Annotated in this window: 22 protein-coding genes and 1 pseudogene; 1 reads left to right on the forward strand and 22 read right to left on the reverse strand. The window is 56.1% G+C overall.

Going from position 1 to position 26,387, the window contains the following annotated elements:
* Positions 1-42: 42 nt before the first annotated feature.
* The 6 genes from ribA to ACN0V1_RS17330 form a co-directional block, all read right to left on the reverse strand.
* Entirely contained in the window at positions 43-657 is a 615-nt protein-coding gene (gene ribA, locus ACN0V1_RS17305; protein ID WP_417546190.1) for a GTP cyclohydrolase II, read from the reverse strand.
* A 109-nt stretch (positions 658-766) separates the two neighbouring features.
* Positions 767-1,249, reverse strand: a complete 483-nt coding sequence (gene moaC / locus ACN0V1_RS17310) for a cyclic pyranopterin monophosphate synthase MoaC (protein WP_417546191.1) — start codon at positions 1,247-1,249, stop codon at positions 767-769.
* Between the two features lie 108 nt (positions 1,250-1,357).
* Entirely contained in the window at positions 1,358-2,341 is a 984-nt protein-coding gene (locus ACN0V1_RS17315; RefSeq protein ID WP_417546192.1) for a Nudix family hydrolase, read from the reverse strand.
* Positions 2,342-2,343: 2 nt separating this feature from the next.
* Positions 2,344-3,561: a bifunctional glutamate N-acetyltransferase/amino-acid acetyltransferase ArgJ gene (gene argJ / locus ACN0V1_RS17320; protein ID WP_417546193.1), complete on the reverse strand. Its 1,218-nt coding sequence runs from the start codon at positions 3,559-3,561 to the stop codon at positions 2,344-2,346.
* Positions 3,562-3,676: 115 nt separating this feature from the next.
* Entirely contained in the window at positions 3,677-6,427 is a 2,751-nt protein-coding gene (secA, locus tag ACN0V1_RS17325; protein ID WP_417546194.1) for a preprotein translocase subunit SecA, read from the reverse strand.
* Between the two features lie 178 nt (positions 6,428-6,605).
* Positions 6,606-7,559: a M23 family metallopeptidase gene (locus tag ACN0V1_RS17330; protein WP_417546195.1), complete on the reverse strand. Its 954-nt coding sequence runs from the start codon at positions 7,557-7,559 to the stop codon at positions 6,606-6,608.
* Positions 7,560-7,771: 212 nt separating this feature from the next.
* Here ACN0V1_RS17330 and ACN0V1_RS17335 point away from each other — a divergent pair, with 212 nt between their 5' ends.
* Positions 7,772-8,218: a DciA family protein gene (locus tag ACN0V1_RS17335; protein WP_417546196.1), complete on the forward strand. Its 447-nt coding sequence runs from the start codon at positions 7,772-7,774 to the stop codon at positions 8,216-8,218.
* Between the two features lie 11 nt (positions 8,219-8,229).
* Here the strand turns inward: ACN0V1_RS17335 and lpxC are convergent, their stop codons facing one another.
* The 16 genes and pseudogenes from lpxC to mraZ all read right to left on the reverse strand — a co-directional run bounded on the left by lpxC (position 8,230) and on the right by mraZ (position 26,347).
* A complete protein-coding gene (lpxC, locus tag ACN0V1_RS17340; protein WP_417546197.1) occupies positions 8,230-9,147 on the reverse strand; it encodes a UDP-3-O-acyl-N-acetylglucosamine deacetylase in 918 nt (305 codons plus the stop codon).
* Between the two features lie 323 nt (positions 9,148-9,470).
* Positions 9,471-10,512 (reverse strand): annotated as a pseudogene (gene ftsZ / locus ACN0V1_RS17345) (cell division protein FtsZ); the annotation flags it as partial.
* A 95-nt stretch (positions 10,513-10,607) separates the two neighbouring features.
* Complete coding sequence (gene ftsA / locus ACN0V1_RS17350) at positions 10,608-11,843, reverse strand: cell division protein FtsA (protein WP_417546198.1); 1,236 nt, start codon at positions 11,841-11,843, stop codon at positions 10,608-10,610.
* Positions 11,844-11,879: 36 nt separating this feature from the next.
* On the reverse strand, positions 11,880-12,719 hold the full coding sequence (locus ACN0V1_RS17355) for a cell division protein FtsQ/DivIB (RefSeq protein ID WP_417546199.1): 840 nt from the start codon (positions 12,717-12,719) through the stop codon (positions 11,880-11,882).
* Entirely contained in the window at positions 12,712-13,686 is a 975-nt protein-coding gene (locus ACN0V1_RS17360) for a D-alanine--D-alanine ligase (RefSeq protein WP_417546200.1), read from the reverse strand. Before ACN0V1_RS17360 ends, ACN0V1_RS17355 begins: the two co-directional genes overlap by 8 nt.
* Positions 13,679-15,124 (reverse strand): UDP-N-acetylmuramate--L-alanine ligase, encoded by a 1,446-nt coding sequence (murC, locus tag ACN0V1_RS17365; RefSeq protein ID WP_417546201.1) that lies wholly within the window; start codon positions 15,122-15,124, stop codon positions 13,679-13,681. Before murC ends, ACN0V1_RS17360 begins: the two co-directional genes overlap by 8 nt.
* Entirely contained in the window at positions 15,117-16,223 is a 1,107-nt protein-coding gene (gene murG, locus ACN0V1_RS17370) for an undecaprenyldiphospho-muramoylpentapeptide beta-N-acetylglucosaminyltransferase (protein WP_417546202.1), read from the reverse strand. The genes murC and murG overlap by 8 nt, the downstream gene beginning before the upstream one ends.
* Positions 16,216-17,418, reverse strand: coding sequence for a putative lipid II flippase FtsW (ftsW, locus tag ACN0V1_RS17375; RefSeq protein WP_417546203.1), 1,203 nt, complete (start codon positions 17,416-17,418; stop codon positions 16,216-16,218). The genes murG and ftsW overlap by 8 nt, the downstream gene beginning before the upstream one ends.
* Positions 17,418-18,773, reverse strand: a complete 1,356-nt coding sequence (gene murD, locus ACN0V1_RS17380) for a UDP-N-acetylmuramoyl-L-alanine--D-glutamate ligase (RefSeq protein WP_417546204.1) — start codon at positions 18,771-18,773, stop codon at positions 17,418-17,420. Before murD ends, ftsW begins: the two co-directional genes overlap by 1 nt.
* A 15-nt stretch (positions 18,774-18,788) precedes the next feature.
* The gene (mraY, locus tag ACN0V1_RS17385; protein ID WP_417546205.1) at positions 18,789-19,874 is read right to left on the reverse strand and encodes a phospho-N-acetylmuramoyl-pentapeptide-transferase; all 1,086 of its coding nucleotides are present in this window, start codon (positions 19,872-19,874) and stop codon (positions 18,789-18,791) included.
* A complete protein-coding gene (locus ACN0V1_RS17390) occupies positions 19,859-21,250 on the reverse strand; it encodes a UDP-N-acetylmuramoyl-tripeptide--D-alanyl-D-alanine ligase (protein ID WP_417546206.1) in 1,392 nt (463 codons plus the stop codon). The genes mraY and ACN0V1_RS17390 overlap by 16 nt, the downstream gene beginning before the upstream one ends.
* On the reverse strand, positions 21,247-22,731 hold the full coding sequence (locus ACN0V1_RS17395; protein WP_417546207.1) for a UDP-N-acetylmuramoyl-L-alanyl-D-glutamate--2,6-diaminopimelate ligase: 1,485 nt from the start codon (positions 22,729-22,731) through the stop codon (positions 21,247-21,249). The genes ACN0V1_RS17390 and ACN0V1_RS17395 overlap by 4 nt, the downstream gene beginning before the upstream one ends.
* 4 nt (positions 22,732-22,735) lie before the next feature.
* Positions 22,736-24,448: a peptidoglycan D,D-transpeptidase FtsI family protein gene (locus tag ACN0V1_RS17400; RefSeq protein ID WP_417546208.1), complete on the reverse strand. Its 1,713-nt coding sequence runs from the start codon at positions 24,446-24,448 to the stop codon at positions 22,736-22,738.
* Positions 24,449-24,507: 59 nt separating this feature from the next.
* The gene (gene ftsL / locus ACN0V1_RS17405) at positions 24,508-24,912 is read right to left on the reverse strand and encodes a cell division protein FtsL (RefSeq protein ID WP_417546209.1); all 405 of its coding nucleotides are present in this window, start codon (positions 24,910-24,912) and stop codon (positions 24,508-24,510) included.
* Between the two features lie 2 nt (positions 24,913-24,914).
* Complete coding sequence (rsmH, locus tag ACN0V1_RS17410; protein ID WP_417546210.1) at positions 24,915-25,898, reverse strand: 16S rRNA (cytosine(1402)-N(4))-methyltransferase RsmH; 984 nt, start codon at positions 25,896-25,898, stop codon at positions 24,915-24,917.
* Positions 25,895-26,347: a division/cell wall cluster transcriptional repressor MraZ gene (gene mraZ / locus ACN0V1_RS17415; RefSeq protein WP_144780444.1), complete on the reverse strand. Its 453-nt coding sequence runs from the start codon at positions 26,345-26,347 to the stop codon at positions 25,895-25,897. Before mraZ ends, rsmH begins: the two co-directional genes overlap by 4 nt.
* Between the last annotated feature and the right edge of the window lie 40 nt (positions 26,348-26,387).

Here is a 26,387-nt window from a genome sequence, read left to right on the forward strand (position 1 = left end):
CTCAGGTGGGCTTTTTTGTGTTTGCGTATCTACAGACTGCACCTACTGCTGGGGATCATCGTCCTGATGGGTTTCCAGCCAATGCCCAAGCTTGCTCTGCTTGGTATCCAAATAGTGCTCGTTATGGGGATTACGGCCGACGTGCAGCGGAACACGCTCGGTAATTTCAATGCCATAAGAAGTGAGCGCCTTCACCTTGCGGGGATTGTTGGTCATCAGGCGCAGGCTTTTGATGCCCAGATGCTCAAGCATATCCTTGCACATGCTGTAATCACGCAGGTCTGCAGCAAACCCCAGGCGTTCATTAGCCTCCACAGTATCCGCACCCTGATCCTGAAGATGGTAGGCGCGGATCTTGTTAAGCAGACCAATACCCCGACCCTCCTGGCGCAGGTACATCAGAATACCCCGCCCTTCACGCGCAATGTTGCGCAGTGCTTCTTCCAGCTGGTAGCCGCAATCACAGCGCATGCTGTAAAGGGCATCGCCAGTGAGACACTCGGAGTGCGTGCGGGCCAACATGGGTTCGTCACTGTCCAGGGACCCCAACGTGAGGGCAACGTGCTCCTTTCCTGTATCCGGCTCCTCAAAGCCATGCATATCGAATACCCCGAACGGGGTAGGCAACCGACAGCTTTGGATGTAACGAACAGCCACAGTGTTTCCTCGTGGTTCAGTAAATCGGGGCGCACATTCTACCATGGGCCGGCGATGAGGCGTAATTGCGGAACATATCTACGAGCCATGGCGCAGTGCAGATCCTGCATCACTGATTGTCAGCAACCCAGTGCCCACTGCGCCCGCCTTTTTTCTCCAACAGGCGCACTCCACTGATCTCCATACCCTTGTCGACGGCCTTGCACATGTCGTAAAGCGTCAGTGCGGCGACGCTGGCTGCGGTCAGCGCTTCCATTTCGACACCCGTCTGACCGGAAAGCTTGCAGTGGGTCATTACATGCACCGATGCGCCATCTTCGCCCGGAGTGAGTTCAACCTTCACCGAAGTCAGATTCAGGGCGTGGCATAACGGAATCAGGTCATGCGTTCTTTTGGCCGCCATGATTCCGGCAATACGGGCGACTGCCAGCACGTCGCCCTTCGGATGCGCGCCTTCGGTGATCATCCGAAGGGTTTCAACTTTCATGTGAATTCGTGCCTCTGCGCGGGCTTCACGCTCCGTTAAGGCCTTATCCGTAACGTCCACCATGCGGGCTTCGCCCTTGTCGTCGAGATGGGTCAGTTTGCTCACGGTGTCTCCCGGGGTTCAGATTCAATAAATGATCAAAAATATTGTGATATAAACAAGAAACGAGCCAGCGAGCATATCAGAAATGCCCTCCGGCACTTATGATCATCCTCAGCTTTGTGGCCACCAGTAACGGATTCCGGCCATGCCCTGGCCGCCCGCCTGCTGTACGTCATCGAGGTCAGTTGGTTCCAGCCCGCCCAGCCCGAAAACCGGTATCGGCGCGCAAGAAACCAGGTCACGGAACTTTGCCCAGCCCAACACCGGGGCTCCGGGGTGCGTTGCCGTCGGTTTTACCGGGCCCAGGGTCACGTAATCGGAACCAATGGCTACAGCGTGATCTATTTGTTGAGCATTGTGACAGGACACACCGAGCCAGACACCCTCCGGAACGGGCCTCGCCTCAAGTTGTTCGGCTTCACGCCAAGGCAGATGCAGCCCCGCCGCATCCGGGTTGTCATCAAACACGTCAGTTGGCCCGTGAAGCACAAGGCCGACACCAGCGGCCTCGCACAGCTCCAACGCAGCCTCAGCCAAGGAACCATAGCCCTCCGCGCCCAAAATCGGCGCGCGCAGCACTACCAGCGGCAAGCGATCACTTGCTGGCAACCGCACAAGTGCCTTGCGCAGTTGCTCAATGCCAATGTCACCAGCGCTAATATCACCAGTTATCGCCAGCAATGAAGGCAATTTCAGCGCCCGGATAATCGGTCGGTTTGCCGCTGGAAAGTCTTCATCCCGCAAGCTTTCAGGGCTCAGCCAGTCTATGGATTGCCCTTCACGTCCGTGGGCTTCGCCCTGCGCCTGATCTGTTCTCCAGACATCCAGAAATACGTGCTTGTCACCGTAATCGTGGCGGACACCAATCACAGGCCGCAATGTGCCCAGTGGTATCTCTAACCCTGTCTCTTCCGCGATCTCACGGATCAGCGCAGCCTGTACAGCTTCTTCCGACTCAACTTTGCCGCCCGGAAACTCCAGCAAGCCACCCTGATGAACATGATCCGGGCGGCGGGCAATAAGCACGCGCCCCTCGCGGACAATAACACCGACCGCGACATGCACCTCTCGGACATCGTTTTTTGCTGTGGCCATGCTTAGCTGCGGTAGTCTGCGTTGATAGTGACATAATCGTGAGAAAAGTCGCAGGTCCAGACCGTTTCGCTTATACCACCCCGTTTAAGGTCAATAGCGATGGTGATCTCTTCCTGATCCATGACTGCCTGCCCACGAGCCTCGGAATAATCCTCGGCGCGGCCACCATCCCTTACGAGACAAACATCCCCAAGGTGGATTTCCAGCGCATTGACGTCCAGATCAACAACGCCAGCCCGCCCGACAGCCGCCAGAATCCGACCCCAGTTGGGATCCGACGCAAACAGCGCCGTTTTCACCAGAGGCGAGTGGGCTACCGCATACGCCACATCCAACGCTTCTTGTTGGACCGCCGCACCACTGACATGAATAGTGACAAACTTGGTCGCGCCCTCGCCATCGCGCACAATAGCGTGAGCGAGATCCAGATAAATCTTTCTCAGCGCATCCCGAAGGGTCGGCAGCTGAGGACTATCCAGAGTAATTTCAGGGCCGCCATACTGGCCGCTGGCTATCAACGTGCAGGCATCGTTGGTGGAAGTATCCCCGTCGATAGTGATCCGATTGAAAGACTGCTCCCCAAGTTCCGATGCCAATGCCTGCAGCGCATCCGGCGCAATCAGGGCGTCGGTGGCAATAAAACCCAGCATGGTGGCCATGTTGGGGCGAATCATACCCGCGCCCTTACTGATGCCGGAAATGGTGACGGTATGGCCACCCAGATCAACCTGAGCCGATGCGCCCTTTGGGCGTGTGTCCGTTGTCATTATGCCGTTCGCGGCTTCCGCCCAACGATTATCCGCGGTGCTTGCCAGCGCATCTGGCAGAGCACTGACGATTTTCTGAACCGGTAAAGGTTCACCAATCACACCCGTCGAGAATGGCAGCACTTCGGCAGCACTGACACCCGCCTGCTGCGCCAACGCCTGGCAGCAGGCAAGCGCATCTTCCATACCATGCTTGCCAGTACCGGCGTTGGCATTTCCTGTGTTAATCAAAAGGTAACGTGGCGCCTTCTCAGCCAGATGCTTGCGGCTCAGGGTAACCGGTGCAGCACAGAACTGGTTACGGGTGAACAAACCGGCAACCCGGCTACCCGGTGCCAGCTCAAACACCACCAAATCTTTACGCCCGGGCTTTTTGATGCCGGCGCTGGCAATTCCCAGCCTGACACCTGCTACCGGGAAAAATTCGGGTAAGGTTCCTGGTCCAACCGCCATCCTGCTACTCCTTCTGATTCTGGAATAAATAAGCCTGAAAACGAAAAGCCCGCAGTCTGCCAGTCAACTGGTCGATTGCGGGCTCCGTACTTTGCGTTCTGTCAGCGCAGTGTGGTCAGCTCACCTTGCCGCAACACTGCTTGAATTTTTTACCGGATCCGCATGGGCAAGGCTCGTTGCGACCCACCTTACGCTCCTGTCGCACGAAGGTTTCAGGCATGGTTTGCCGGGAATCTCCAGCGCCACTGTTGCCCGCTCGCTCAGCTTCACTCTGTGCGGTCGCGCTGGTCTCATCGTGGCGCAAGCGAGCTTTGGCAAGCTCCTGCTCAAGCTCTTCCTTGCGACGCCGCTCAACCTCGTCCATTTCTTCCCGGCTCTGAACCCGAACGTGGCACAGCACGCGGGTTACATCACGCTTCATGGTATCAAGCATGCTCTCAAACAGATTAAACGCTTCGCGCTTGTATTCCTGCTTGGGGTTTTTCTGAGCGTAACCACGCAAATGAATACCACGACGCAGATGATCCATGTTGGAGAGGTGTTCTTTCCACAGAGTATCCAGAACCTGCAGGAACACCTGCTTTTCGAACTTGCGCATGGACTCGGCGCCCGCCACCTCTTCCTTGGCCCGGTATGCCGCAACAATTTCGTCCAGAATTTTCTGGCGCAGGTTGTCCTCGAAAAGCTTCTTGTCTTCTTCCAGCCAAGCCTGGATCGGCAGATCGATCGACATCTCAGATTGTAGCTGAGTCTCGAGCCCCGCCACATCCCACTGCTCGGGCATGCTCTGGGGTGGTATATGTTCGCTGATCAACGCATCGACAACGTCCTCACGGATGGTATCAACCATCTCCGAAACGTCTTCGGAAGACATCACCTCATTACGTTGATCATAGATAACGGTACGCTGATCGTTGGCAACGTCATCGTACTCAAGCAGCGTTTTACGCATGTCGAAGTTGCGGCCTTCGACCTTGCGCTGAGACTTTTCGATGGCGTTGGTGACCATACGGTGCTCAATCGCCTCGCCCTTCTTCATGCCCATGGCTTGCATCAGGCTTTTCACCCGATCCGGCGCAAAAATCCGCATCAGGTTATCTTCCAGTGACAGGAAGAAGCGGGAAGAACCCGGATCACCCTGACGGCCGGCCCGGCCGCGCAACTGGTTATCTATCCGACGGGATTCGTGGCGTTCGGTGCCGACAATGTGCAGGCCACCGGCTTCCAGTACCTGATTGTGGCGCTCCGTCCATTCTGCCTTGAGGCGAGCAACCTCTTCCTCAGAGGCACTATCCAGGACAGCAGCTTCGTGCTCCCAATTGCCACCCAGCACAATATCTGTGCCCCGACCAGCCATGTTGGTAGCAATGGTAACAGCGCCCGGACGGCCGGCTTGAGCAATGATCTGGGCTTCCGATTCGTGCTGCTTGGCGTTGAGAATCTTGTGCTCTATACGCGCCTTTTTCAGCAGCATGGAGAGCAGCTCAGATGCCTCGATAGACGCCGTACCCACAAGGATTGGCCGCCCCTCACCTGTCACATCCTTGATCTCATCAATGATGGCGTGGAATTTTTCATCCTGAGTCAGGTAAACAAGGTCGTTGAAATCAACTCGCTGGATCGGCTTGTTGGGCGGTATGACCACCACATCGAGGCCGTAAATCTGCCGAAACTCGAAAGCTTCTGTATCAGCAGTACCGGTCATACCGGCAAGCTTTTCATAAAGCCTGAAATAGTTCTGGAAGGTCGTCGAAGCCAACGTCTGGCTCTCGGCCTGGATTTTCAAGCCTTCTTTGGCTTCCATCGCCTGGTGCAGACCCTCACTCCAGCGTCTGCCCGGCATGGTTCGGCCGGTATGCTCATCAACAATGACGACCTGGCCACCCTGAACAATGTAGTCCACATCTTTCTGGAACAGGTGATGGGCCCGGAGCGCAGAATGCACGTGATGCAGCAGGCTGAGGTTTGCTGCGGAGTATAGACTCTCGCCGTCCTCCAGAAGTTGGCGGCTCAGCAGCAGTTCTTCAACCCGCTCATGGCCCGCCTCGGTAAGTTCGACCTGGCGCGACTTTTCATCAATGGTAAAATCGCCGGTGGATTCACCCTCCTCACTGACTTCACCTTTTTGCAGATTGGGGATCAGTTCGTTAATAGCCAGATAAGCTTTCGAGCTGTCTTCAGCTGCGCCTGAAATAATCAAAGGGGTGCGGGCTTCGTCGATAAGGATCGAGTCGACTTCGTCCACAATCGCATAGTGGAGGCCACGCTGCACCTTGTCATCGGTGCTGAACGCCATGTTGTCACGCAGGTAATCAAAGCCAAATTCATTGTTCGTGCCGTAGGTAATATCGGCCTGGTACGCGGCTCGCTTTTGCTCCGGTGCCTGACCGGCAACGACCACGCCTACCTGCATGCCAAGGAAGCGATACAGTTTGCCCATCCATTCGGCATCACGGCTGGCCAGATAATCGTTAACGGTTACAACATGCACGCCTTTGCCAGGCAAGGCATTGAGATAAACAGCAGCGGTCGCGACCAGCGTTTTACCCTCACCGGTCTTCATCTCCGCAATCCGACCCTCATGCAGGGTAATACCGCCAACCAACTGTACATCGTAGTGGCGCATGCCCATAACACGCCGCCCGGCTTCACGGACCGTCGCAAAAGCCTCGGGCAAAAGCGCATCCAGACTCTCGCCTTCCTCGAGCCGGCGACGGAACTCGGCCGTCTTGCCCTGCAACTCGGAGTCCGCCAGATTACCAAACTGCTCCTCAAGCTCATTAACGCGCAAGGCTGTTTTGCGCATTCTCTTGATTTCTCTGGCATTTTTACTGCCGAACATCTTGGTTGCAAACTTTGAGAACATAGACCACTGCTTCTTTAGATTAAACGGAGGAAGCCGGCATTCTAACCTTATTTTGTAACAGTAAAAAGGCAGGGCCCTCATAGCCAAAGTTCCACGGCTATGCTGTGCCAAATACCGGGGGTAACGAACCTGATGAAACTGGCGGGAACTGGGTAAACGTCAGGCTAAACCTGAAATCCTAGCGACTGGCTCTCTTGATGTAGGTTTCCGGATTCTCGCTTTTTCCGTTACGAATAACCTCGAAGTGAACGTGGGGCCCGGTGGAGCGACCCGTGCTCCCCATCAACGCCAACACCTGTCCCTTCTGGATGACATCACCCACATTAACCTTGATCGTTTTGCAGTGAGCGTAGCGGGTAATCAGGCCATCGCCGTGATCAATCTCCACCAGATTGCCGTAGCCATGACGCTCACCTGCGTAGGATACAACGCCACCCGCTACAGAGATGATATCGCTGCCGTCCTTTCCCGCAAGATCAACGCCGGCATGCCAGGTACGCTTTCCGGTGAACGGATCAGAACGGTAACCATAACGAGAAGATAACCAGCCCCAGGTGATCGGGCGGCCTTCCAGGTACAATTCGTCTTCCAGCTTCTGCCGGGAGGAGACCTGATCCAGCAGGCGCAGTTGTTGCTCGCGATCCTGTATCTTGTGCTCCAGCTCGTCTATCATCCGGGTCAACTCGGGTGCTGAGAAGGAATCTGCAAGCAGTGAATCTTCGGGGCCACCAACCGCTGCCGGTTGGTTAAAATCGAATTCATCACTGGCAACCAGGCCGGACTCTACAAAGCGCTGACCCAGCGCATCAAGACGCAGCAAACGGCCTTGAATTTCTCCAAGACGCAGTGTCAGGGCATCTACCTGATCCTGCACATTCTGCTGCAGCCCGGCAAGCTCAGCTTTTTGTTCGCTAAGTTTGCTCTGCCACTCTGCTACGAGTTCGGAGTCTGAAGGCTCGACGGCCTCTGCCTGGCTTACCGCCACGCTGTATCCGCCCCAGCCTGCTGCTGCAATCAATGCAGCGGCGGCAAGCGCCAGTGCAAAAGCAACCGTGCCATTCAGCGCCAGCACACGGGACTTGCCGTGGCTTTTGCCTACAAGAATGATATTCATATTGTCTTCTGGTTTCATCGACGAGCTGCAACCGTGTCCTGTAGTGTTTCAGCCCTGAATGTTCCAAGTGGGTCAGCCATCCTTGACAACAACTACGTACTGATAAATCGCAGCGCCCGGTAGACATACTCAATTACAACAAGGTAAAACAAGAGCAGCTTTGGCACTACGCACAAAACGTGCCGAAGTGTAACCAATCGTTATCGTGGCCGTCGAGAAGAAAACGCCTTATGAAACGAAAAAATGATCAAAAAATGACCTTCGACAACTTGGGAAGGACACCGGTTCTTCGAGAGTTGGTGGCAAAAGCCGATATGCACCACCAGGCGGAAGAACAGGTTATGGCCTCATTACCGCCTGCGCTTGTGACTGGCACCCGGTTTGTTTGCTGCCACGAGGGAGAGCTCACCTTATCTGCGGAGAATGCAGGCAACGCCAGCCAGATTCGTTTCCGACAGCACGAGATTATGGAAAAACTCCGTGAAAACGACCTGTTCCGTTTTGTCTGGAAACTCAAGGTAAAAGTGGCTCCTCCAAGGTTTAGTGAAAAGCCGCCGGCTAAAAAAATACCTCTGAGCAAAGAAAATGCCCGACTCCTCAAAGAGGAAGCCGGGCACACGAAGGATAAAAAACTACGCGAGGTTCTCGAAAAACTCGCAAGCCACGTCCGGGATTAAGGCATCCAGCCCTAAGCCGGCACCGCCAGCACAGGCTTCATGTAGGAGATAGGCGCGGTTTCTTCATTATCAAACGTCACCACCTCCCATGCATCCTCTTCTGCCCTGAGCTTGCGCAGCAGCTTATTATTCAGATCGTGACCGGACTTGATGCCACGAAACTCACCAATCAGGCTATTGCCTAGCAGGTACAGATCCCCGATTGCGTCCAGTACTTTGTGTTTGACGAACTCGTCCTCGTAACGAAGACCGTCTTCGTTCAGAATCTTGTAGTCGTCTACCACAATGGCGTTATCCACACTGCCGCCCAGCGCCAGATTCATCGCCCGCAGCTTTTCAATATCACGCATAAAACCGAAAGTCCGTGCGCGGCTGACTTCCTTCACGAAAGACGTGCTTGAAAAATCGACGGTCGCGGTCTGGGCACGGCCTTTGAACACAGGATGATCAAAGTCGATGCCAAAGCTCACTTTGAAGCCTTCAAACGGCAGGAAGGTAGCCTTCTTGTCGCCTTCTTCAATGGTTACTTCGCGCTTGATGCGAATGAATCGCTTGGCAGCTTCCTGCTCAGCGATGCCGGCAGACTGCAGCAGAAAGACGAACGGGCCGGCAGAGCCGTCCATGATCGGCACTTCTGCAGCGCTCAATTCAACAAAGCAGTTATCGATACCGAGACCAGCCATGGCAGATAGCAAATGCTCAATCGTCGCCACACGGACACCGTTTTTTACCAGCGTCGTTGACAGCATGGTCTCACCCACATTTTCAGCGCAGGCCAGAATCTCAACCGCTGGGTCAAGATCGGTGCGCCGGAAAATGATTCCCGAATCTACTGGCGCCGGCTTCAGGGTAAGGTAAACCTTTTCCCCCGAGTGCAGCCCGATGCCGGTAGCACGGATCGTGTTTTTTAGTGTCCGTTGTCTGATCATCAGTTCGTTATTCCGTAAAATGGCGATATTCCAAACAAAAATCTGGGCGCAGAATATCAAAAAATAAGACTGAGTACCATTTGCCCCGCCCGACATTGCCTGAAATTCATGCAACATCAGCCCTTGGCTGTCAGCGTTTTGTTATCCGGCGTTGCGTCCTGACTGCGCAAATATGAACCCTAACCGGATGTCAGTTGCAACAGGTTATCAGTCCGCCTGCCTGCGAAGGAATGCGGGAATATCGAGATAGTCGACGCCCTGCTCCTCGCTTTCTTTGCTCTGGTCAACCGCCACATTACCGTGCGATACGGCACGACGACGCAGGATTGCAGGGCGGTCCAGCTGGTTGTAATCCGTTTTGCCATCCAGAGTACGGGTGTTATCAACTACTTTGGTAGGCTTTTCACGATCCCCACCAAGCCCTGTCGCAACGACCGTGACTTTCAGCTCTTCGGTCATTTCCGGATCGATGACGGTACCGACTACAACGGTGGCAGAATCGGACGCAAACTCACGCACAATATCGCCAACCTCGGAGAATTCGCCCAGATTCAGGTCCATACCTGCGGTAATGTTGACCAGAATACCTTTGGCACCCTGCAAGTTTACATCTTCCAGCAGGGGGCTGCGAATGGCTGCTTCTGCAGCTTCCCGTGCGCGGTTCTCGCCGGTCGCGGTCGCTGTGCCCATCATGGCCATACCCATCTCGGACATAACCGTCTTAACGTCAGCGAAGTCGACGTTGATCATGCCATTGCGGGTAATCAGATCAGCAATACCCTGAACCGCACCGAGCAGAACATCATTCGCAGCAGCGAAGGCGTCCAGCAGGCTGGTCTTTTTACCCAGCACGGCGAGCAGCTTTTCGTTGGGAATGGTGATCAGCGAGTCAACGCATTCTTCGAGCTCTTTGAGCCCCACGTCGGCCAGGCTCATCCGTTTGCCACCTTCAAAATTGAAAGGTTTGGTAACCACGGCAACGGTCAGTATGCCCATTTCCCGCGCAACTTCGGCAACTACCGGTGCGGCACCAGTGCCGGTACCGCCGCCCATGCCAGCGGTGATAAACACCATATCCGCGCCTTTGATGGCTTCGGCGATACGATCGCGGTCTTCAAGAGCGGACTGACGGCCGATCTCCGGGTTTGCTCCTGCTCCCAGTCCTTTCGTAATGTTTCCACCCAACTGAATAATCTGGCGGGCATCCATACCAGCCAGTGCCTGGGCGTCTGTGTTGGCGCAGATGAAATCCACACCCTCAACGTCACTGTTCAGCATGTGGCGCACCGCGTTACCGCCGCCGCCGCCAACACCGATTACTTTAATGACAGCGTTTTGTTGGACATTATCGACTAGTTCAAACATTCCCCTTCTCCTTCGTGCTGTTTTCAGCCTTTTCCAGGCTGTTAATTCAAGAGTGTATTTTTCGAGATACCTTCGTTACTGCCTTCCCGGCACCGTCAGAAATGACCGGTGAACCAGGCCTTCATGCGCTCAAACAGCGTGGGTGCATCTTCACCCTTGAGCACCGGTGCCCGGCCAAGATCCATCTGCCGGAAACCATGAATCAACAACCCGACGCCGGTGGCGTAGATGGGGTTATTAACAACTTCTGTCATACCGGAGACTGCATGCGGACACGCCAGCCGTACCGGCATATGGAAGATTTCTTCCGCCAGCTCCACTACACCTTCCATGGTGGAGGCGCCGCCTGTAATAACGATGCCCGCCGGAACCAGATCCTCAAAACCTGAACGGCGCAGCTCCGACTGCACGAGGGTAAACAGCTCCTCGTACCGTGGTTCAACAACCTCTGCCAGCGCCTGGCGTGAAAGATCACGGGGCGCACGGTCGCCAACGCTCGGAACCTTGATGGTTTCGTCAGCGCCAGCCAGTTGCGTCAAGGCACAGGCGTATTTGATCTTGATCTCTTCAGCGTTCTGCGTAGGCGTACGCAGAGCCATAGCAATGTCGTTAGTGACCTGGTCACCGGCAATGGGAATAACCGCAGTGTGGCGGATAGCACCGCCAGTAAACACGGCGATGTCCGTGGTACCGCCTCCCATATCCACAACGCAGACACCCAGTTCCTTTTCGTCCTCGGTGAGGATCGCGTGACTGGAAGCCAGCTGTTCCAGGATGATGTCGTCGGCCTCCAGACCGCAGCGGCGAATGCATTTTTCAATGTTCTGAGCTGCGTTGACGGCACAGGTCACCAGATGCACCTTCGCCTCCAGGCGTACACCGGACATACCCATGGGCTCCTTGATCCCTTCCTGATTATCAATCACAAATTCCTGCGGCAGTATGTGCAGGATTTTCTGATCCGCAGGAATGGCGACAGCCTGCGCCGCATCAATGACCCGGTCGATATCCGCCTGAGTTACTTCCCGATCTCGGATGGCAACGATGCCGTGTGAATTGAGGCTTTTTATATGGCTGCCGGCAATCCCCGCATACACCGAGTGAATGCGGCAACCCGCCATCAGCTCGGCTTCCTCAACCGCGCGCTGGATCGCCTGAACCGTGGTTTCGATATTGACCACCACACCCCGCTTCAGCCCCCGGGACGGATGGGAACCAATACCCACCACCTCAATGGTTCCGTCCATCTTGCGCTTGCCAACGATCGCAACCACCTTTGAGGTTCCGATATCGAGGCCGACAATCATGTTTTCCGTTTCAACCGATGACATGTATTCCACCAAACCGTAGGTCTGAATTTACTGTTTCTATGTTTTCGGGCCGGAAGCAGCCTGTGCTGGCTTCCACTGAACCGCTACACCATTCGTGTAGCGGGCATCTACCCGGCTAACTTCGTCCGACCGTGATATAAGCCGGTTTTCATAAACCGTTATAAAACGTTCAAAGCGCTTCGCGACCTGATCCCGGCCCAGCACCACTTCAATTCCATTTGAGAGACGAAGAGTCCAGGCCCCTCGCCGCTCCAGTGTCAGCCCGGAAAACCCCAGGCCATGCCCCACCAGCTTGTCACTCATGGTCCGCGCCATGGCGATCACATCACGGACCCGCCCATCAGGCCCGGAAAGCTGCGGCAAGCGCCCGGCCACGTCGGGGTTAGGCGGCATAAACAGCTCGCCAGTGCGACTGACCAGGCGACCATCGGTCCAGTAGGCCAGCGGCTTTTTCTCCCGGATGTTGATTTCCAGGCGATCCGGCCACACCCGGCGTACCGCAACTGTCTCAACCCAGGGCCGCTTCTCGAGATCGGCCTTGATGTCGGCGAGATCGGTCGAGAAATAGCTCTTACCGATCCAGTTCCCCGCCTGACGTTCAATGGCTACGCGAGTGTCTCCGACAAACTCACCGTTCACATCAATTGCCAGTATTTGCTGATCCATAGCCCCCAGTACTTTGCCGGTTGCCCAAGGCACCAGGCCCGCTGCAAACAGAATCGCAATACCCATACCGGCCTGCAGCCAAGGCACCGCTGCCAGCACCGCCCTCAGCACGCCAAACCGGTCCTTCTCCGGCCCGAGGGAGGTTGCTCCCCGGCGCCGGGGAGGGTCGGACGGTATCGCCCGACTCCGGATCAGCAGTGTTTCAAGCATTGGCACCCTCCAGCGTGTCGCGAAGAATCCGTACGACCAACTCTTCAAAGCTGATACCGGCCGCTTTCGCAGACATAGGTACAAGGCTGTGATCGGTCATGCCCGGTACCGTATTCACTTCCAGCAACCAGAATTCACCCTCTGCATCCTGCATGATGTCTACACGGCCCCAGGTGCGGCAGCCCACTACCCGAAAAGCCTCGAGAGCAAGATTCTGCAGCTTCACTTCGTCCTGGGGCGACAGGCCGCATGGAATTCTGTAACGGGTGTCATCCGCCAGGTATTTCGCGTCATAGTCGTAGAACACGTGATCTGTGCTAAGCCCTATTGCCGGGAGTGCACTGTCCTGCAGCAGGCTGACGGTAAACTCGGGGCCTTCGATCCATTCTTCAATCAGCACCAGGGTATCCAGCGCTGTTGCGGCTTCGTACGCCTCAACCAGTTCGGCAACGGTGTTCACCTTGCGGATGCCGATGCTGGAACCTTCACGGGAAGGCTTGACGCTCAGCGGCGGGCGTAATTCCCGGACAATCTGTTCGGCATCATCAACTGATGTCATGGTTCTGAATTTCGGTGTCGGCAAATCGCAACCCGCGAACACGTACTTGGTACGCAGCTTGTCCATCGCCAGGGCAGACGCCATCACTTCACTGCCGGTGTAAGGAATACCAGCCTGAGACAGGATCGCCTGCAGCGTTCCGTCTTCCCCACCGCGGCCGTGCAACGCTATAAAAACCCGATCAAACGCGGGGTTTTCTACGGTTTTCAACAGGCAGCCTTGAACATCCACGCCAAACGCATCAACGCCGGCAGATACCAGGGCAGCAAGAACTGCCTTACCGCTTTTGAGCGAGACGTCACGTTCAGCAGAGTCTCCCCCCATAAAAACAGCCACACGCCCCAGCGCCCGGACCAATTCCGGCTCGGCCTGATACGCTGGTATCCTGGGATGCTGTATATCACTCACCTGAAATTACTCCTGCTGCTGCCAGCCGACTCGCCACACCACCGATGTCGCCAGCACCCTGTGTAATCAAAAGATCACCGTCCCGAAGCACGCTTTCCAGCAAGCTCTCGATCTTGCGGTTATCGTCTACAAACACGGGTTCCACTTTGCCGCGCTGCCGTATGCTTCGACACAATGCACGGCCGTCCGCGCCAGGAATAGCTGGTTCGCCAGCGGAGTAAACATCCATCAGCAACAAGCCATCGACCTCAGACAAAACCCGCACAAAATCCTCATACAGATCGCGAGTACGGGTGAATCTGTGGGGCTGGTACAACATCACCAGCCGCCGTCCCGGCCAGGCATCGTGAGCTGCACGAATCACAGCCTCCACCTCAGTCGGGTGGTGGCCATAGTCATCCACCAGGGTGACCGTGCCCTTCGGTGTTTTATAATCGCCATTGACCTGAAAACGCCGCCCGACACCCGCAAAAGCTGCCAGCCCCTGGCAAATGGCTTCGTCAGCAACGCCTTCATCTGTTGCAACCGCAATCACCGCAAGTGAGTTCAGCACGTTGTGGCGCCCGGGCATCTTCAGGTCGACCGTCAGATCACTGCGCCCGCCGGGGCGTTTCACAACAAAATGGGTTCTCAGACCGTCTGTTACAATATTCTCGGCGCGATAATCGGCGTCGGGATTGTCGATGCCATAGGTGATAATCGCGCGGGAGATACGCGGAATAATTTCCTGCACATAGTCATCATCGACGCACATTACTGCCACGCCGTAAAAGGGCAGGTTGTGGAGGAAGTCCACAAAGGTCTGCTTGAGCTTTTCGACGTCGCCGTCGTAGGTATCCATGTGGTCCGCTTCGATGTTCGTGACCACAGAGATCACCGGTGTCAGGTGAAGGAACGACGCATCGCTTTCATCTGCTTCTGCAACCAGATAACGAGAACCGCCCAGCTTGGCGTTGGTGCCCGCGCTGTTCAATTTGCCGCCGATCACAAAGGTAGGATCAAGCCCTGCCTCACCAAACACTGAAGCAATCAGGCTGGTGGTGGTGGTTTTCCCATGGGTTCCGGCGACAGCAATGCCATGGCGGTAACGCATAATCTCCGCCAGCATCTCCGCACGGGGCACGATGGGCACCCGCCGACTGCGGGCCGAAGCCACCTCGGGATTATCTGAACCTACCGCCGAAGACACCACAACCACATCGGCTCTGGCGCTGTTCTCTTGGCGGTGGCCGATCTGAACCTCAATACCCATGGCCTTGAGACGGCTGGTAACGACACCTTCTTTCAGGTCTGATCCCGACACTTCATAGCCCTGGTTTTTCAGGACTTCAGCAATACCGCTCATACCTGCGCCGCCGATACCCACAAAGTGAATGTGACGAATCCGGCGCATTTCCGGTACCTGAAAAACAAGCGGCGGATTGGTTGTATCAACCATTTGCGGCCTCCAGACAATAATTCACGACTCTCTCCGTTGCATCGGGGCGAGCCAGCGTGCGTGCAGCCTCTGCCATATCCATAACCCGGGCGCGATTGTTCGCGAGATCGCCCAGGGTCTCAGCCAGTATCGCCGGCGTAAGCTGTGACTGTGGTATCAGCACGGCCGCACCGACATTCACCATTTGCTGACCGTTTTTCGTTTGGTGGTCGTCTACCGCGTGAGGAAATGGCACCAACACTGCACCAATGCCTGCCGCACACAGTTCTGAAACCGTCAGTGCACCCGCTCGGCATAACACGATATCCGCCCAGCTGTAGGCCTCTGCCATATCTTTAATGAACGGCTCCACATCGGCATCGACACCGTGCTGCTCATAAGAAGCACGCGCAGCTTCGAGGTGCGTTTCACCGCACTGATGGCGAACCTGCGGCCTCTTCTGTTCGGGCAGCATTGCCAAGGCTTCTGGTAGCTGCTGGTTGAACACCTGAGCTCCCAGACTGCCGCCCACCACCAGAATACGCAGCGGGTTGTTCTGCTCACCGTGTTCGCTCGAACGCCCGGCCATTCTCTGTTCCGGTTCTGGCAGAGTTGCAAGATCTTCGCGCACTGGATTGCCTGTGCACCGGGTGATGACGTCTTTGCCAAAACTTCCGGGAAAGGCTTCCAGCACGGTTTTCGAAAACCGGACCAGAATGCGATTGGTCATTCCGGCAACGGCGTTCTGCTCGTGAATAACCAAGGGCGTTCGTGTCAGCCATGCAGCCAGACCGCCGGGGCCTGTCACAAAGCCACCCATGCCAACCACGCAGTCCGGGCGGATGCGACGCATGATGGTGAAGGCTTCCCCCAATGCCCGCATCAGGCGGAAAGGCGCCATGATGAGAGCCAGCTTGCCTTTACCCCTGAGCCCGGAGATGTGAATAAGCGACAGCGGAATGCCCGTGTCGGCAATCAACCTCTCCTCCATGCCTCCCGTGGCGCCCAGCCAGTACAATTCGTGCCCCTTCGCTTCAAGCGCCCGGGCAGTCGCAAGTGCCGGGAACACGTGGCCTCCGGTACCTCCCGCCATCATCAAAAACCGGCGCGACTCAGTCATAACGCGCTCCTCCCCGCTTACGGGAACCGGTCTTTTCCGTAGCCTGTTTTTCCTTGTCGAGCCGTTCCATTTCAACCCTTGCCAGAATCCCGATACAAACGCAGCTGATCATCAGGCTGGAGCCGCCGTAGCTCACCAGAGGCAAGGTCAGCCCCTTGGTGGGTAGCAATCCGGTGCTGACCGCCATATTGATACCGGCCTGCAGCCCGATCAGCAGGGTAATGCCATAGGCGAAGCAGGCACCGAACGGCATATGCGCCTTTTCGGCTCGACGGGCTATCACGAAACCGGTTACAACAAGCACGGTAAACAGCCCAAGCACAATCAATGAACCCAACAACCCGAACTCTTCCGCAATAATCGCGAAAATAAAGTCGGTATGCGCTTCGGGTAAGAAAAACAGCTTCTGTATCGAGTTACCCAAACCAACGCCACCCCACTCACCACGCCCGAAGGCAATCAGCGACTGGGTTAACTGATAGCCGGTATCAAACTGATCTTTCCAGGGATCGAGATAACTCACTACGCGCTTCAGGCGGTAGGGTTGGGTCAGGATCAATACGGCGCCGATAACCACCAGTGTCGCAATCAATGGCACAAACCGGCTCAAACGCACGCCGCTCAGGAAAATCATGCCGGCCGCCGCCGTAACCAGAACCACCGTGGCCCCGAAGTCTGGCTGGATAACCAGCAGCGCAGAAGCCACACCCAGGACCGCCAGAGGCTTCAGAAAACCAGCCCAGGTATTCAGTAATTCATCGCGCCGACGGACGACGTATCCAGCCAGATAGGCAATCAGACAAAGCTTTGCCACTTCCGAGACCTGCACGTTGAACAAACCAAACGGAATCCAGCGGGTTGATCCATTAACCGTGCGACCCAGAGGCGTAAGAACCAGCACCAACACCAACAAACCGATACCAAGCAATAACCAGCCACTGCGCTCCCACCAGGCCACCGGGACGTTGACCGCTACCAGTGCAAGCATGCAGCCCATGGCGGCGAATATAAGCTGGCGAATGACGTAGTGATAACCATTGCCCATCACCTCGACAGCCATATCCATGGACGCTGAAGAAATCATCACAACGCCGATGATCAGCAGAGCAACCGAGGTGATCACCAGTACCGCCAAAGGCTGAATCTCACCCACCCACTGAGTCCGTGCGGGTGCTGCCGATAGTCCTGCCTGCATCACAGCACCTCCCCGAGAGACTGCACCAGTGTGCGGAACTGATCACCGCGATCAATATAATCCCGGAACATATCGAAGCTTGCGCAGGCAGGGGAAAACAGAATCCTGTCGCCTTCCAAAGCAAGCGCTTCAGACTTTTTCACGGCCTCCGCCAGAGAGGCGACCCGATATACCGGCAGATCCGACCCTAGCGTTTCAGCAATGCGATCTGCGTCCGTTCCGATCAATACGACCGCCCTGCATCCGGTTCTGATCGGCCCCGCCAACGGGGAAAATTCTGCGCCTTTACCTTCACCGCCTGCGATCAGAACTATTTGTCCGTCGCCCTCAGGGGTGAGACTTTCTATCGCTGCGACGGTGGCTCCGACATTCGTACCTTTGGAATCGTTGATATAATCGACACCGTTGACCCGGCGGACAAACTCGCACCGGTGCGGCAATCCGTTAAATTCGCGGGCCGCCTTCTGCATGGCTTCCATCGGCAACCCAGCCGCCTGACCCAGCGCCAGCGCCGCCATTACGTTGCTGAGGTTGTGCCGGCCCATCAGCTTGAGCTCGCTGGCGTTCAAAACGTTATCGAACCCGAAGGTTAGCCAGAGACCCTGATCGTCTTCCCGGGTGCTGAACGTTTGCGGATTGACCCGATGGAATCCGAAGCAGATAAAGCGCAGATTATCCCGTGCCATGGGTGTGCTCAGAGCGTCGTCCAGATTCACAATGGCGTTCTGGCATCCATGAAAAATTCTCTGTTTGGCTTGGAAATACGTCAGTTTGTCCGGATAACGATCCAGATGATCGTCACTGACGTTCAATACCGTTGCCGCCAGTGCATTCAGTTCCGCAGTGGTTTCCAGCTGAAAACTGGAGAGCTCAAGCACGTACAAATCAGCGCACCGGCCCAGCAAATCCAGTGCAGGAGTACCAATATTTCCGCCAACTTCAACTTTGCGACCAGCAGCCCTGGCCATCTCGCCCAGCAGTGTGGTGACAGTGGTTTTGCCGTTGGAGCCAGTTATGGCCACCACAGGCGCGTCGGCAGCCTCTGCAAACAAATCGATATCGCCCCGGATGCGCGCGCCCTGCTCAGCAGCCCGTGCGATAGCGGGCTCGGCTATGTTAATTCCGGGGCTCACAATCAGCTCGTTAAAGCCAGCAAACAGGTCCTGATCAAACTGACCCAGGTAAACCGGAATATCCGGCCACCCGGTACGCAGGTCATCCAGCCCTGGGGGTGCTTCGCGGTTATCCGCCACCGCAATGTCCCGCCCCTGAGCAGACAGATAGCGCACGCAGGAGAGCCCGGTTTTACCGAGCCCTACTACCAGTGTGCGACGATCTGACGTGATGACACTCATAATCAGTCCGGTTTCCTATCGCAACTTCAGACTGGCCAAGCCAATCAGAACGAGAATTACAGTGATCACCCAGAAGCGCACAATCACCCGCGGTTCCGGCCAGCCTTTGAGTTCAAAATGGTGGTGCAATGGCGCCATCCGGAAAATCCGGCGACCGGTCAGCCGGAAGGAAGCCACCTGCAAAATCACAGACACGGTCTCCATCACGAACACGCCGCCCATGATGAAAAGAATGATTTCCTGGCGCACGATCACCGCCACCACACCCAGGGCTGCACCCAGTGCAAGCGCGCCAACGTCGCCCATGAACACCTGAGCGGGATAGGTGTTAAACCAGAGAAAGCCTAGCCCGGCCCCAACCAGGGCCCCGCAAAACACAATGAGCTCGCCAGTTCCAGGCAAGTGTGGGATCAACAGATAGTTAGCGAACTGAACGTTGCCGGATACGTACGCGAAAATGCCGAGAGCGCCGGCGACCATAACCGTAGGCATGATTGCGAGACCATCCAGACCGTCTGTCAGGTTCACCGCATTGCTGCTCCCGACGATCACAAAATACGTCAGCAGTATGAAAAGCACCGGCCCGAGGGTCAGTGACACGTTTTTGACAAACGGCAGGTACAGTGATGTTTCCTGAGGCAGCGCGGAGCTGAAATACAGCACGATGGCTGCAGCGGCACCAATCAGCGACTGCCAGAAATACTTCCAGCGCGCAGGCAGGCCGCGAGGGTTACGCTCAACTACCTTGCGGTAATCATCAACCCAGCCAACCGCACCAAATAATAGGGTAACCAGCAAAGTGACCCACACATAACGATTGGACAGATCCGCCCACAGTACTGTGGTGATGCCGATAGATACCAGAATCAGAGCACCACCCATGGTTGGGGTGCCTGCTTTGCTAAGGTGCGTCTGCGGCCCGTCATCACGGATGGCTTGGCCAATCTGATACTGACTCAGCTTGCGGATCATCAACGGCCCGATAACCAGCGAGATCAGGAGCGCAGTCAATGTTCCCAGAATCCCGCGCACGGTGAGGTACTGAAACACCGTCAGCGCCGAAAAATATTGTGATAGAACCTCTGTCAGCCAGAGCAGCATGCGTTATTCACCTTGTTTTTTATCCCTTCCACCACGAGGTCCATGGCGGAACTTCTGGACCCTTTCACCAGCACGGTCATAGGCGGTTCAAGAGTGCGAACGATGGCCTGCACGGCTTCGTCGTGTGTTTGATACATCTCGGTTGCGGCACCAAAACCATCGGCATAGCCTTCGCAACCAACGCCTACCGTCAGAAGGCGGTTAATACCCAGCTCGAAGGCAAAGGCGCCGACTTCACGGTGCAACTCATGAGCAGTGGGCCCGAGCTCGCCCATGGCACCCAAAACCGCAACGCGCTTGCCTTCGCGTTTTACAAGAACGTTCAGCGCCGCTTTCATGGAGGCAGGATTGGCGTTGTAACTGTCATCGATCACCGACAACTTGCCCGGCAAGTTGACCATCTGCAGACGCCCGCTTACCGGTTGCACGCTGGCCAAACCTTCAACAATGGCCGTATCCGGCGCACCCAGTTCACGCGTGGCCGCAATCGCTAACAGCGCGTTGGTTATATTGTGTTCGCCTTCCAGAGGCAGCTTGAATGTGCAAGACCAACTGCCAGGCCCCGCAACCGCAATTTGCGGCTTCTCGGTATGCGGCTTTTTTAAATCAGCGCGGTAGTCCGCATCCGGGTGATCAAAACGGCTGACACTGACAACCCGACGCTTGCCAGCTCGGGCAAGCCACTGATCGAACGCAGGATCGTCCCGGTTCAGAACCACCAAGCCGCTTTCGGTAACGCCTTCAATAATCTCGCCCTTGGCCTGAACAATATTCTCGTAACTGCCAAACCCTTCGAGGTGCGCCTGGCCCGCGTTCGTGAGAATCACGACCTGAGGCTTTGTGACTGTTACGGTGCGAGCAATTTCACCAGGACCGCTGGCACCCAACTCGATAACGCCATACCGGTGTGCCGGTTTCAGGCCAAACAGAGTCAGCGGCACACCAATGTGATTATTCAGATTGCCGCGGGTCGCCAGGGTATCGCCCATACGCACCAGAATGGCTGCAGTCAGCTCTTTCACGGTGGTTTTACCACTGCTACCAGTGATGGCAATCAGCTTCGCATCACTCTCGCTCCGGTTGCCCGCCGCCAGATCGGCCAGCGCCTGAACGGTGCTGGCCACGACCAACTGAGGCATATCGAGACTGCTGTCGAACGCATCAACCACCGCAGCACACGCCCCAAGTTCCTGCGCAGTCGGCAAAAACTTGTGACCATCAAAATTCTCGCCGCGCAGAGCAACAAACAGATCACCCCGCTTCAAAAACCGTGTATCCGTGGAAACACTCTCAAACTGGATCTCGTCCAACCCTTGGATTTCGCAGGTTGCGCCAGTGAAGCGCAAAGCCTCGGTGAGGGAGAAAGCACGCATCATGCGACACCTCCTTCGAGCTTCAGCCAATGGCGAACCTGGGCAGCGTCGCTGAACGGAAGCTTCTGACCCGCGATCTCCTGCCAGGATTCGTGGCCTTTTCCTGCGATAAGAACAAGATCGTCCGGCCCGGCCATATTGATAGCAAAACGAATCGCCTCAGCCCGGTCGTGAATGACCGTTGCAGCGTCCGGGCGGGAGAAGCCAGCCAGAATACCCTGCACAATCGCCACCGGGCTTTCCGTTCGTGGGTTGTCGTCTGTAACGACGATGACATCCGCGCACTGTTCTGCTTCCCTCGCCATTTCCGGGCGCTTTCCGCTGTCACGGTCGCCTCCGCAACCGAACACACAGATCAGCCTGCCCGTTACGTGCGGTCGTAACGCAGCCAGAGCATTCGCCAGGGCATCCGGTGTATGGGCGTAATCCACAACGACACGAACACCGTCTGCGCCAGAGAAGCGCTCAAGTCGGCCAGGAGGCGGCGTCAGTTGCTTCACCGCCTGCTGAACCTGCTCTACCGTCACCCCCAGTGTCATAACTGTTGCAATTGCTGCGAGCACATTACTGGCGTTGAAACTGCCCATAAGAGGCGCCGAGAACTCAAAACTGCCCCATTCCCCGTCGACTGTTGCATCAAAGCCCTCGTCCGTAGGGTGGAACTCCTTTAGCCACAACTCCATCTCGGATTCGTGAAGGCTATAGCGAACGCGATCACACTTGCCTTCAAGCTTTTCGTATAACTGACGACCGAAAGGATCATCAAAGTTGATCACCGAGAAGTGCACGTCCTCACGCTCAAACAGTCGGGCCTTGGTTGCACCATAGGCGTCCATGGAACCGTGGTAATCGAGATGATCCCGCGTCAGATTGGTAAAGACAGCTGCGGTTATGGTCAGCCCATCCACACGCCCCTGATCCAGGCCATGAGATGACACTTCCATCGCCGCAGCACGCCCGCCCTTGGCAATAATCCCCGACAATGCCCGATTGATCTGAACCACGTCTGGCGTAGTGTGCGTGGATTTTTTCAAGGCACCTGGCATGCCATAACCGAGGGTTCCCAGAATGCCGCAAGGCGTGCCGGCCTGGCTCATTAGCTGGGCCACATAATGGCTAACTGAGGTCTTTCCGTTAGTACCGGTAACACCTATCAGCCGCAGCCTCCGGGAAGGGTGCTCGTAGAAGCGGGCTGCAATTTTGCCAGTCAACTGCTTGAGCCCGACAACTGGCACTATCAGCGCACCGTGGTGCTCCGAACACTCCAGCTCTTCGTCAGATTCCAGCAGCACAACCGTCGCCCCGGCGGCTATGGCTTTATCGACGTATTGGTTCGCCGGCGTCGCGGCGCCAGCCAAGGCCACAAACGCGTCGCCGGGGCTGATTTCACGGCTATCGGTTTGTAGACCATGAATCGTTACATCGAAAACCGAAGGCACTGAAACAATACCCTGCAACAAGGTACTGAGAGATGTCATGCTCATAGGCTTACCCCCTCTCCCCTGTCTGTCCCGTTTGCGAGCCCGCTGTGCCCACTTCAAGCTCCGGTTTCACATTAAGCAGCCGGAGGGCGTCACTCATCACCCGTGAAAACACCGGCGCGGCAACTTCGCCACCGTAGTATTCGCCGGACTGGGGCGCATCCACCGCCACAACCGTTACAATTCTCGGATTATCAATAGGCGCCATTCCGGCAAAAATTGCCTTGTACTGGCTGTCTTCATAACCCTGGGAGCCGACCAGGTGAACGGTTCCGGTTTTGCCTCCAGCGCTATAGAAACCTGGCTGAGCACGCTTACCAGACCCCCTGGCAACCACTTCTCCAAGCATGGTTCTTACATCGCTTGTTACCTGCTCGGAGAGCACCCTCTCGCCAATGGGCTTTTCATTCAGCTTCATCAAACTTAGCGGATACCGCACACCGCCATTGGCAATAACCATATAGGCCTGGGCCAACTGAAGTGCATTCACACTCATCCCGTAACCGTATGAGAGCGTTGCTTCTTCCGAAGGGCGCCACTTTGGTGGTGCGGGTAACACACCCACAGCCTCTCCCGGGAATCCGATACCGGTTGGCTGGCCAAATCCAAGCCGAGCGTACAGGTTGCGAATCGTATCGCCACCCAACTCGGTGGCGATTTTGCTGATACCTACGTTGCTGGATTTGACAATGATGTCTGTCAGGCTAATGACGCCGTAGTTCCGGTAATCACGAATCGTAAACCTGCCAAAGCGCCGATAACCGGGCGAAGTATCAATTGTTGCCTTAACGGAGTACTGGCCGGATTCAAGCGCAGCAGCCATCGAAATCGGCTTCATGGTTGAGCCGGGCTCAAACAGATCCGTGATGGCTTTGTTGCGGAGATTTTCCGGTGCAAACTGACTGCGGTCGTTGGGGTTATAAGACCCCTGATTGACCATAGCGAGCACCTCACCGGTCTCGACATCGAGCATAACGAGGGTGCCGCCATGGGCGCCATGGGCGCTGACAACAGCTTTCAGCTCGCGATAAGCCAGGTACTGCAGGCGCAGATCTATGCTTAACTCAAGATTATGACCGGGGGCCGCATCCCGGATTAACGTCAGGTCCTTGATAATCCGTCCGCGATTGTCCTTCAAAACACGCTTGCGGCCAGACTCACCAGACAACCACTCGTTATAGGCCAGCTCCATTCCTTCCTGGCCGCGCTCATCAATATTGGTAAACCCGACAACGTGCGCCGTTACCTCGCCAGCCGGGTAATAACGACGGTACTCCTGGCGCGTATAAATACCCGGGATATCCAGCTCCATGACCTTTGCGGCCAATCCGGGCTGGACTTTTCTGCGCAGATAAATGAATTCGCGGCCAGCATAAGTTGCAAGGCGCTCGCGCAGTCTTGCCTCGCTGATTTCCAGCACCCGCGCCAGGTTTGCCAGACGCGGCTCGGCGGGATCTGTCTCTGAAGGGTTGGCCCAGAGCGTCTGCACTGGAGTGCTCACTGCCAGAGGCTCGCCGTACCGATCAGTGACCACCCCACGGTGAGCATCGATTGTTTCTACACGGATGGTGCGAACATCACCTTGCTTACGCAGGAAATCGTTATCGACAACGTGCAGGTCGACCAGGCGCCAGCCAAGCGCCAGCACGACCACCAGGAACACTCCCAGCACAGAGCCAAAGCGCCAGGCTTTCATGCCTGCCGCCACTTTCTGACCCATTGTTCTTGCTGATTCCGGAGTGGACAATCAGATCACCCTGAGATTGTGATTATCGTGAATTACCGGGACGCCAACGGTGACATCAAAGGCACCAGAACAATGTCCTGGCGCCCGGGAGCCACCATATTGAAGCGCTCTGCTGCAAGTTTCTCTACCCGCCCGTGGCCACCCATGGAACTTTGCTCCAAAAGCAGCTGACTCCACTCGGCCTGAAAGCTGTCACGCTCTGCCTGAAGCTGGGACAGCGTGTTGAACAGCACACGGTTCTCATGGGCACTAATAACAACGCCAATCGATGAACTCACAAGCAGCGCGGCAAGGACCAGCGATACCAGAACCCGCTTCTGCCGCGTGGCTTCAAAAACACGCCGCGAAATCCGCACGGCTGCAACGACACCCTCGCGAACCTTTTCTTTATTCAGCTTGGCCGGTTTTACCGCCGGCTCTATGGCTACTGCGCCCATATTTATGCGCTCCCCTGGGATGTCTGTTTTTTGTCGATACGTTCCAGAACCCGCATAACAGCGCTGCGGGCGCGAACATTCTCACTGACTTCACCAACACCGGCCTTGCTGGCCTTGCCTATTAACCTGAAATCCGAAGCCTCCTGCTCTGCCGTCACGGGTATGCCTTTGGGCAACCTTGGGCCACGAGCGAGGTCTCGCATGAAACGCTTCACCAGCCGGTCTTCCAGCGAGTGAAAACTGATGACAACTAACCGGCCACCCGGCGCAAGCCGATCAACGGACGCCTGCAGTCCTGCTTCCAGGTCTTCCAGCTCGCGATTGATAAAAATGCGAACCGCCTGGAAAGTGCGGGTTGCCGGGTGTTTATGTTTCTCTTTTTTCGGTACTGCTTCGCTGACCAGCGCGGCCAGTTGAAGCGTTGTTTCGATCGGCACTTCTTTGCGGCGCTCGACAATCAGGCGGGCAATGCGGCGAGAAAATCTCTCCTCACCGTAGCGAAAGATCACATCCGCGATATCGCGCTCTTCCGCATAAGCGAGCCACTCAGCCGCACTTGGCGACTGCAACGGATTCATGCGCATATCGAGCGGGCCATCACGCATAAAGCTGAAGCCCCTCGACGCATCGTCAAGCTGCGGCGAAGACACCCCCAAATCCATCAGCACACCATCAACCTGCTCCCAGCCAGCATCGGATACCGCGCGACTGAGCTCAGCAAAGGAGCCATGAAAATATCCAAATCGCGAATCATCTGCAGCCAGCTCTTCAGCTACAGTGATGGCCTCAGGGTCCTTATCGATACCCAGCAACTGGCCAGACGTACCCAGGCGGCCGAGAATAAGCTGGCTATGACCGCCTCTGCCAAAGGTGCCATCTACATATTTGCCATCGGGATCGCGGACCAAATAGTCAACCGCCGAGTCCAGAAGGACCGAGCGATGCGAAAACTCTGCCCCGACCTCCTGACGGTGATCGGTGGTCATAGGGAAAGCGCCTCCATCTCAGGCGGCATATCTTCGTCACCAGAGGATTCATCAAGCCATGCAAACCAGCGCTCCTCGCTCCAAAGCTCCAGTTTTTTGCCCTGCCCGATGAGCATCAGCTTTTTCTCAAGGTGGGCGTAGCTGCGCAGTGTGGGCGGCACCAGAATGCGCCCGGCAGAATCCATCTCCATGGGTGCAGCATTACCCAGCAGCAGGCGTTGAAGGCGTCGTGCCGCTTTATTCATGTTGGGAAGTGCTTCGATTTTGGGGCGGAGAATCTCCCACTCTGGCTCCGGGTAAACCAGCAGACAACGCTCTTCATCAGCATTCGCCGTCAATACAATGCGCCCACCACAGGCCTGCGCGAGGCCTTCGCGCACCTTGGTGGGGATCGCCAGGCGACCCTTTGCATCCATATTGATGGCATGACTGCCGAGAAAATTGCTCATTTACACTGTCTCTGGGGACCTGAAAACCACAAATAACCAC

Source organism: Marinobacter sp. (genome assembly GCF_048266785.1).
GTDB lineage: Bacteria > Pseudomonadota > Gammaproteobacteria > Pseudomonadales > Oleiphilaceae > Marinobacter.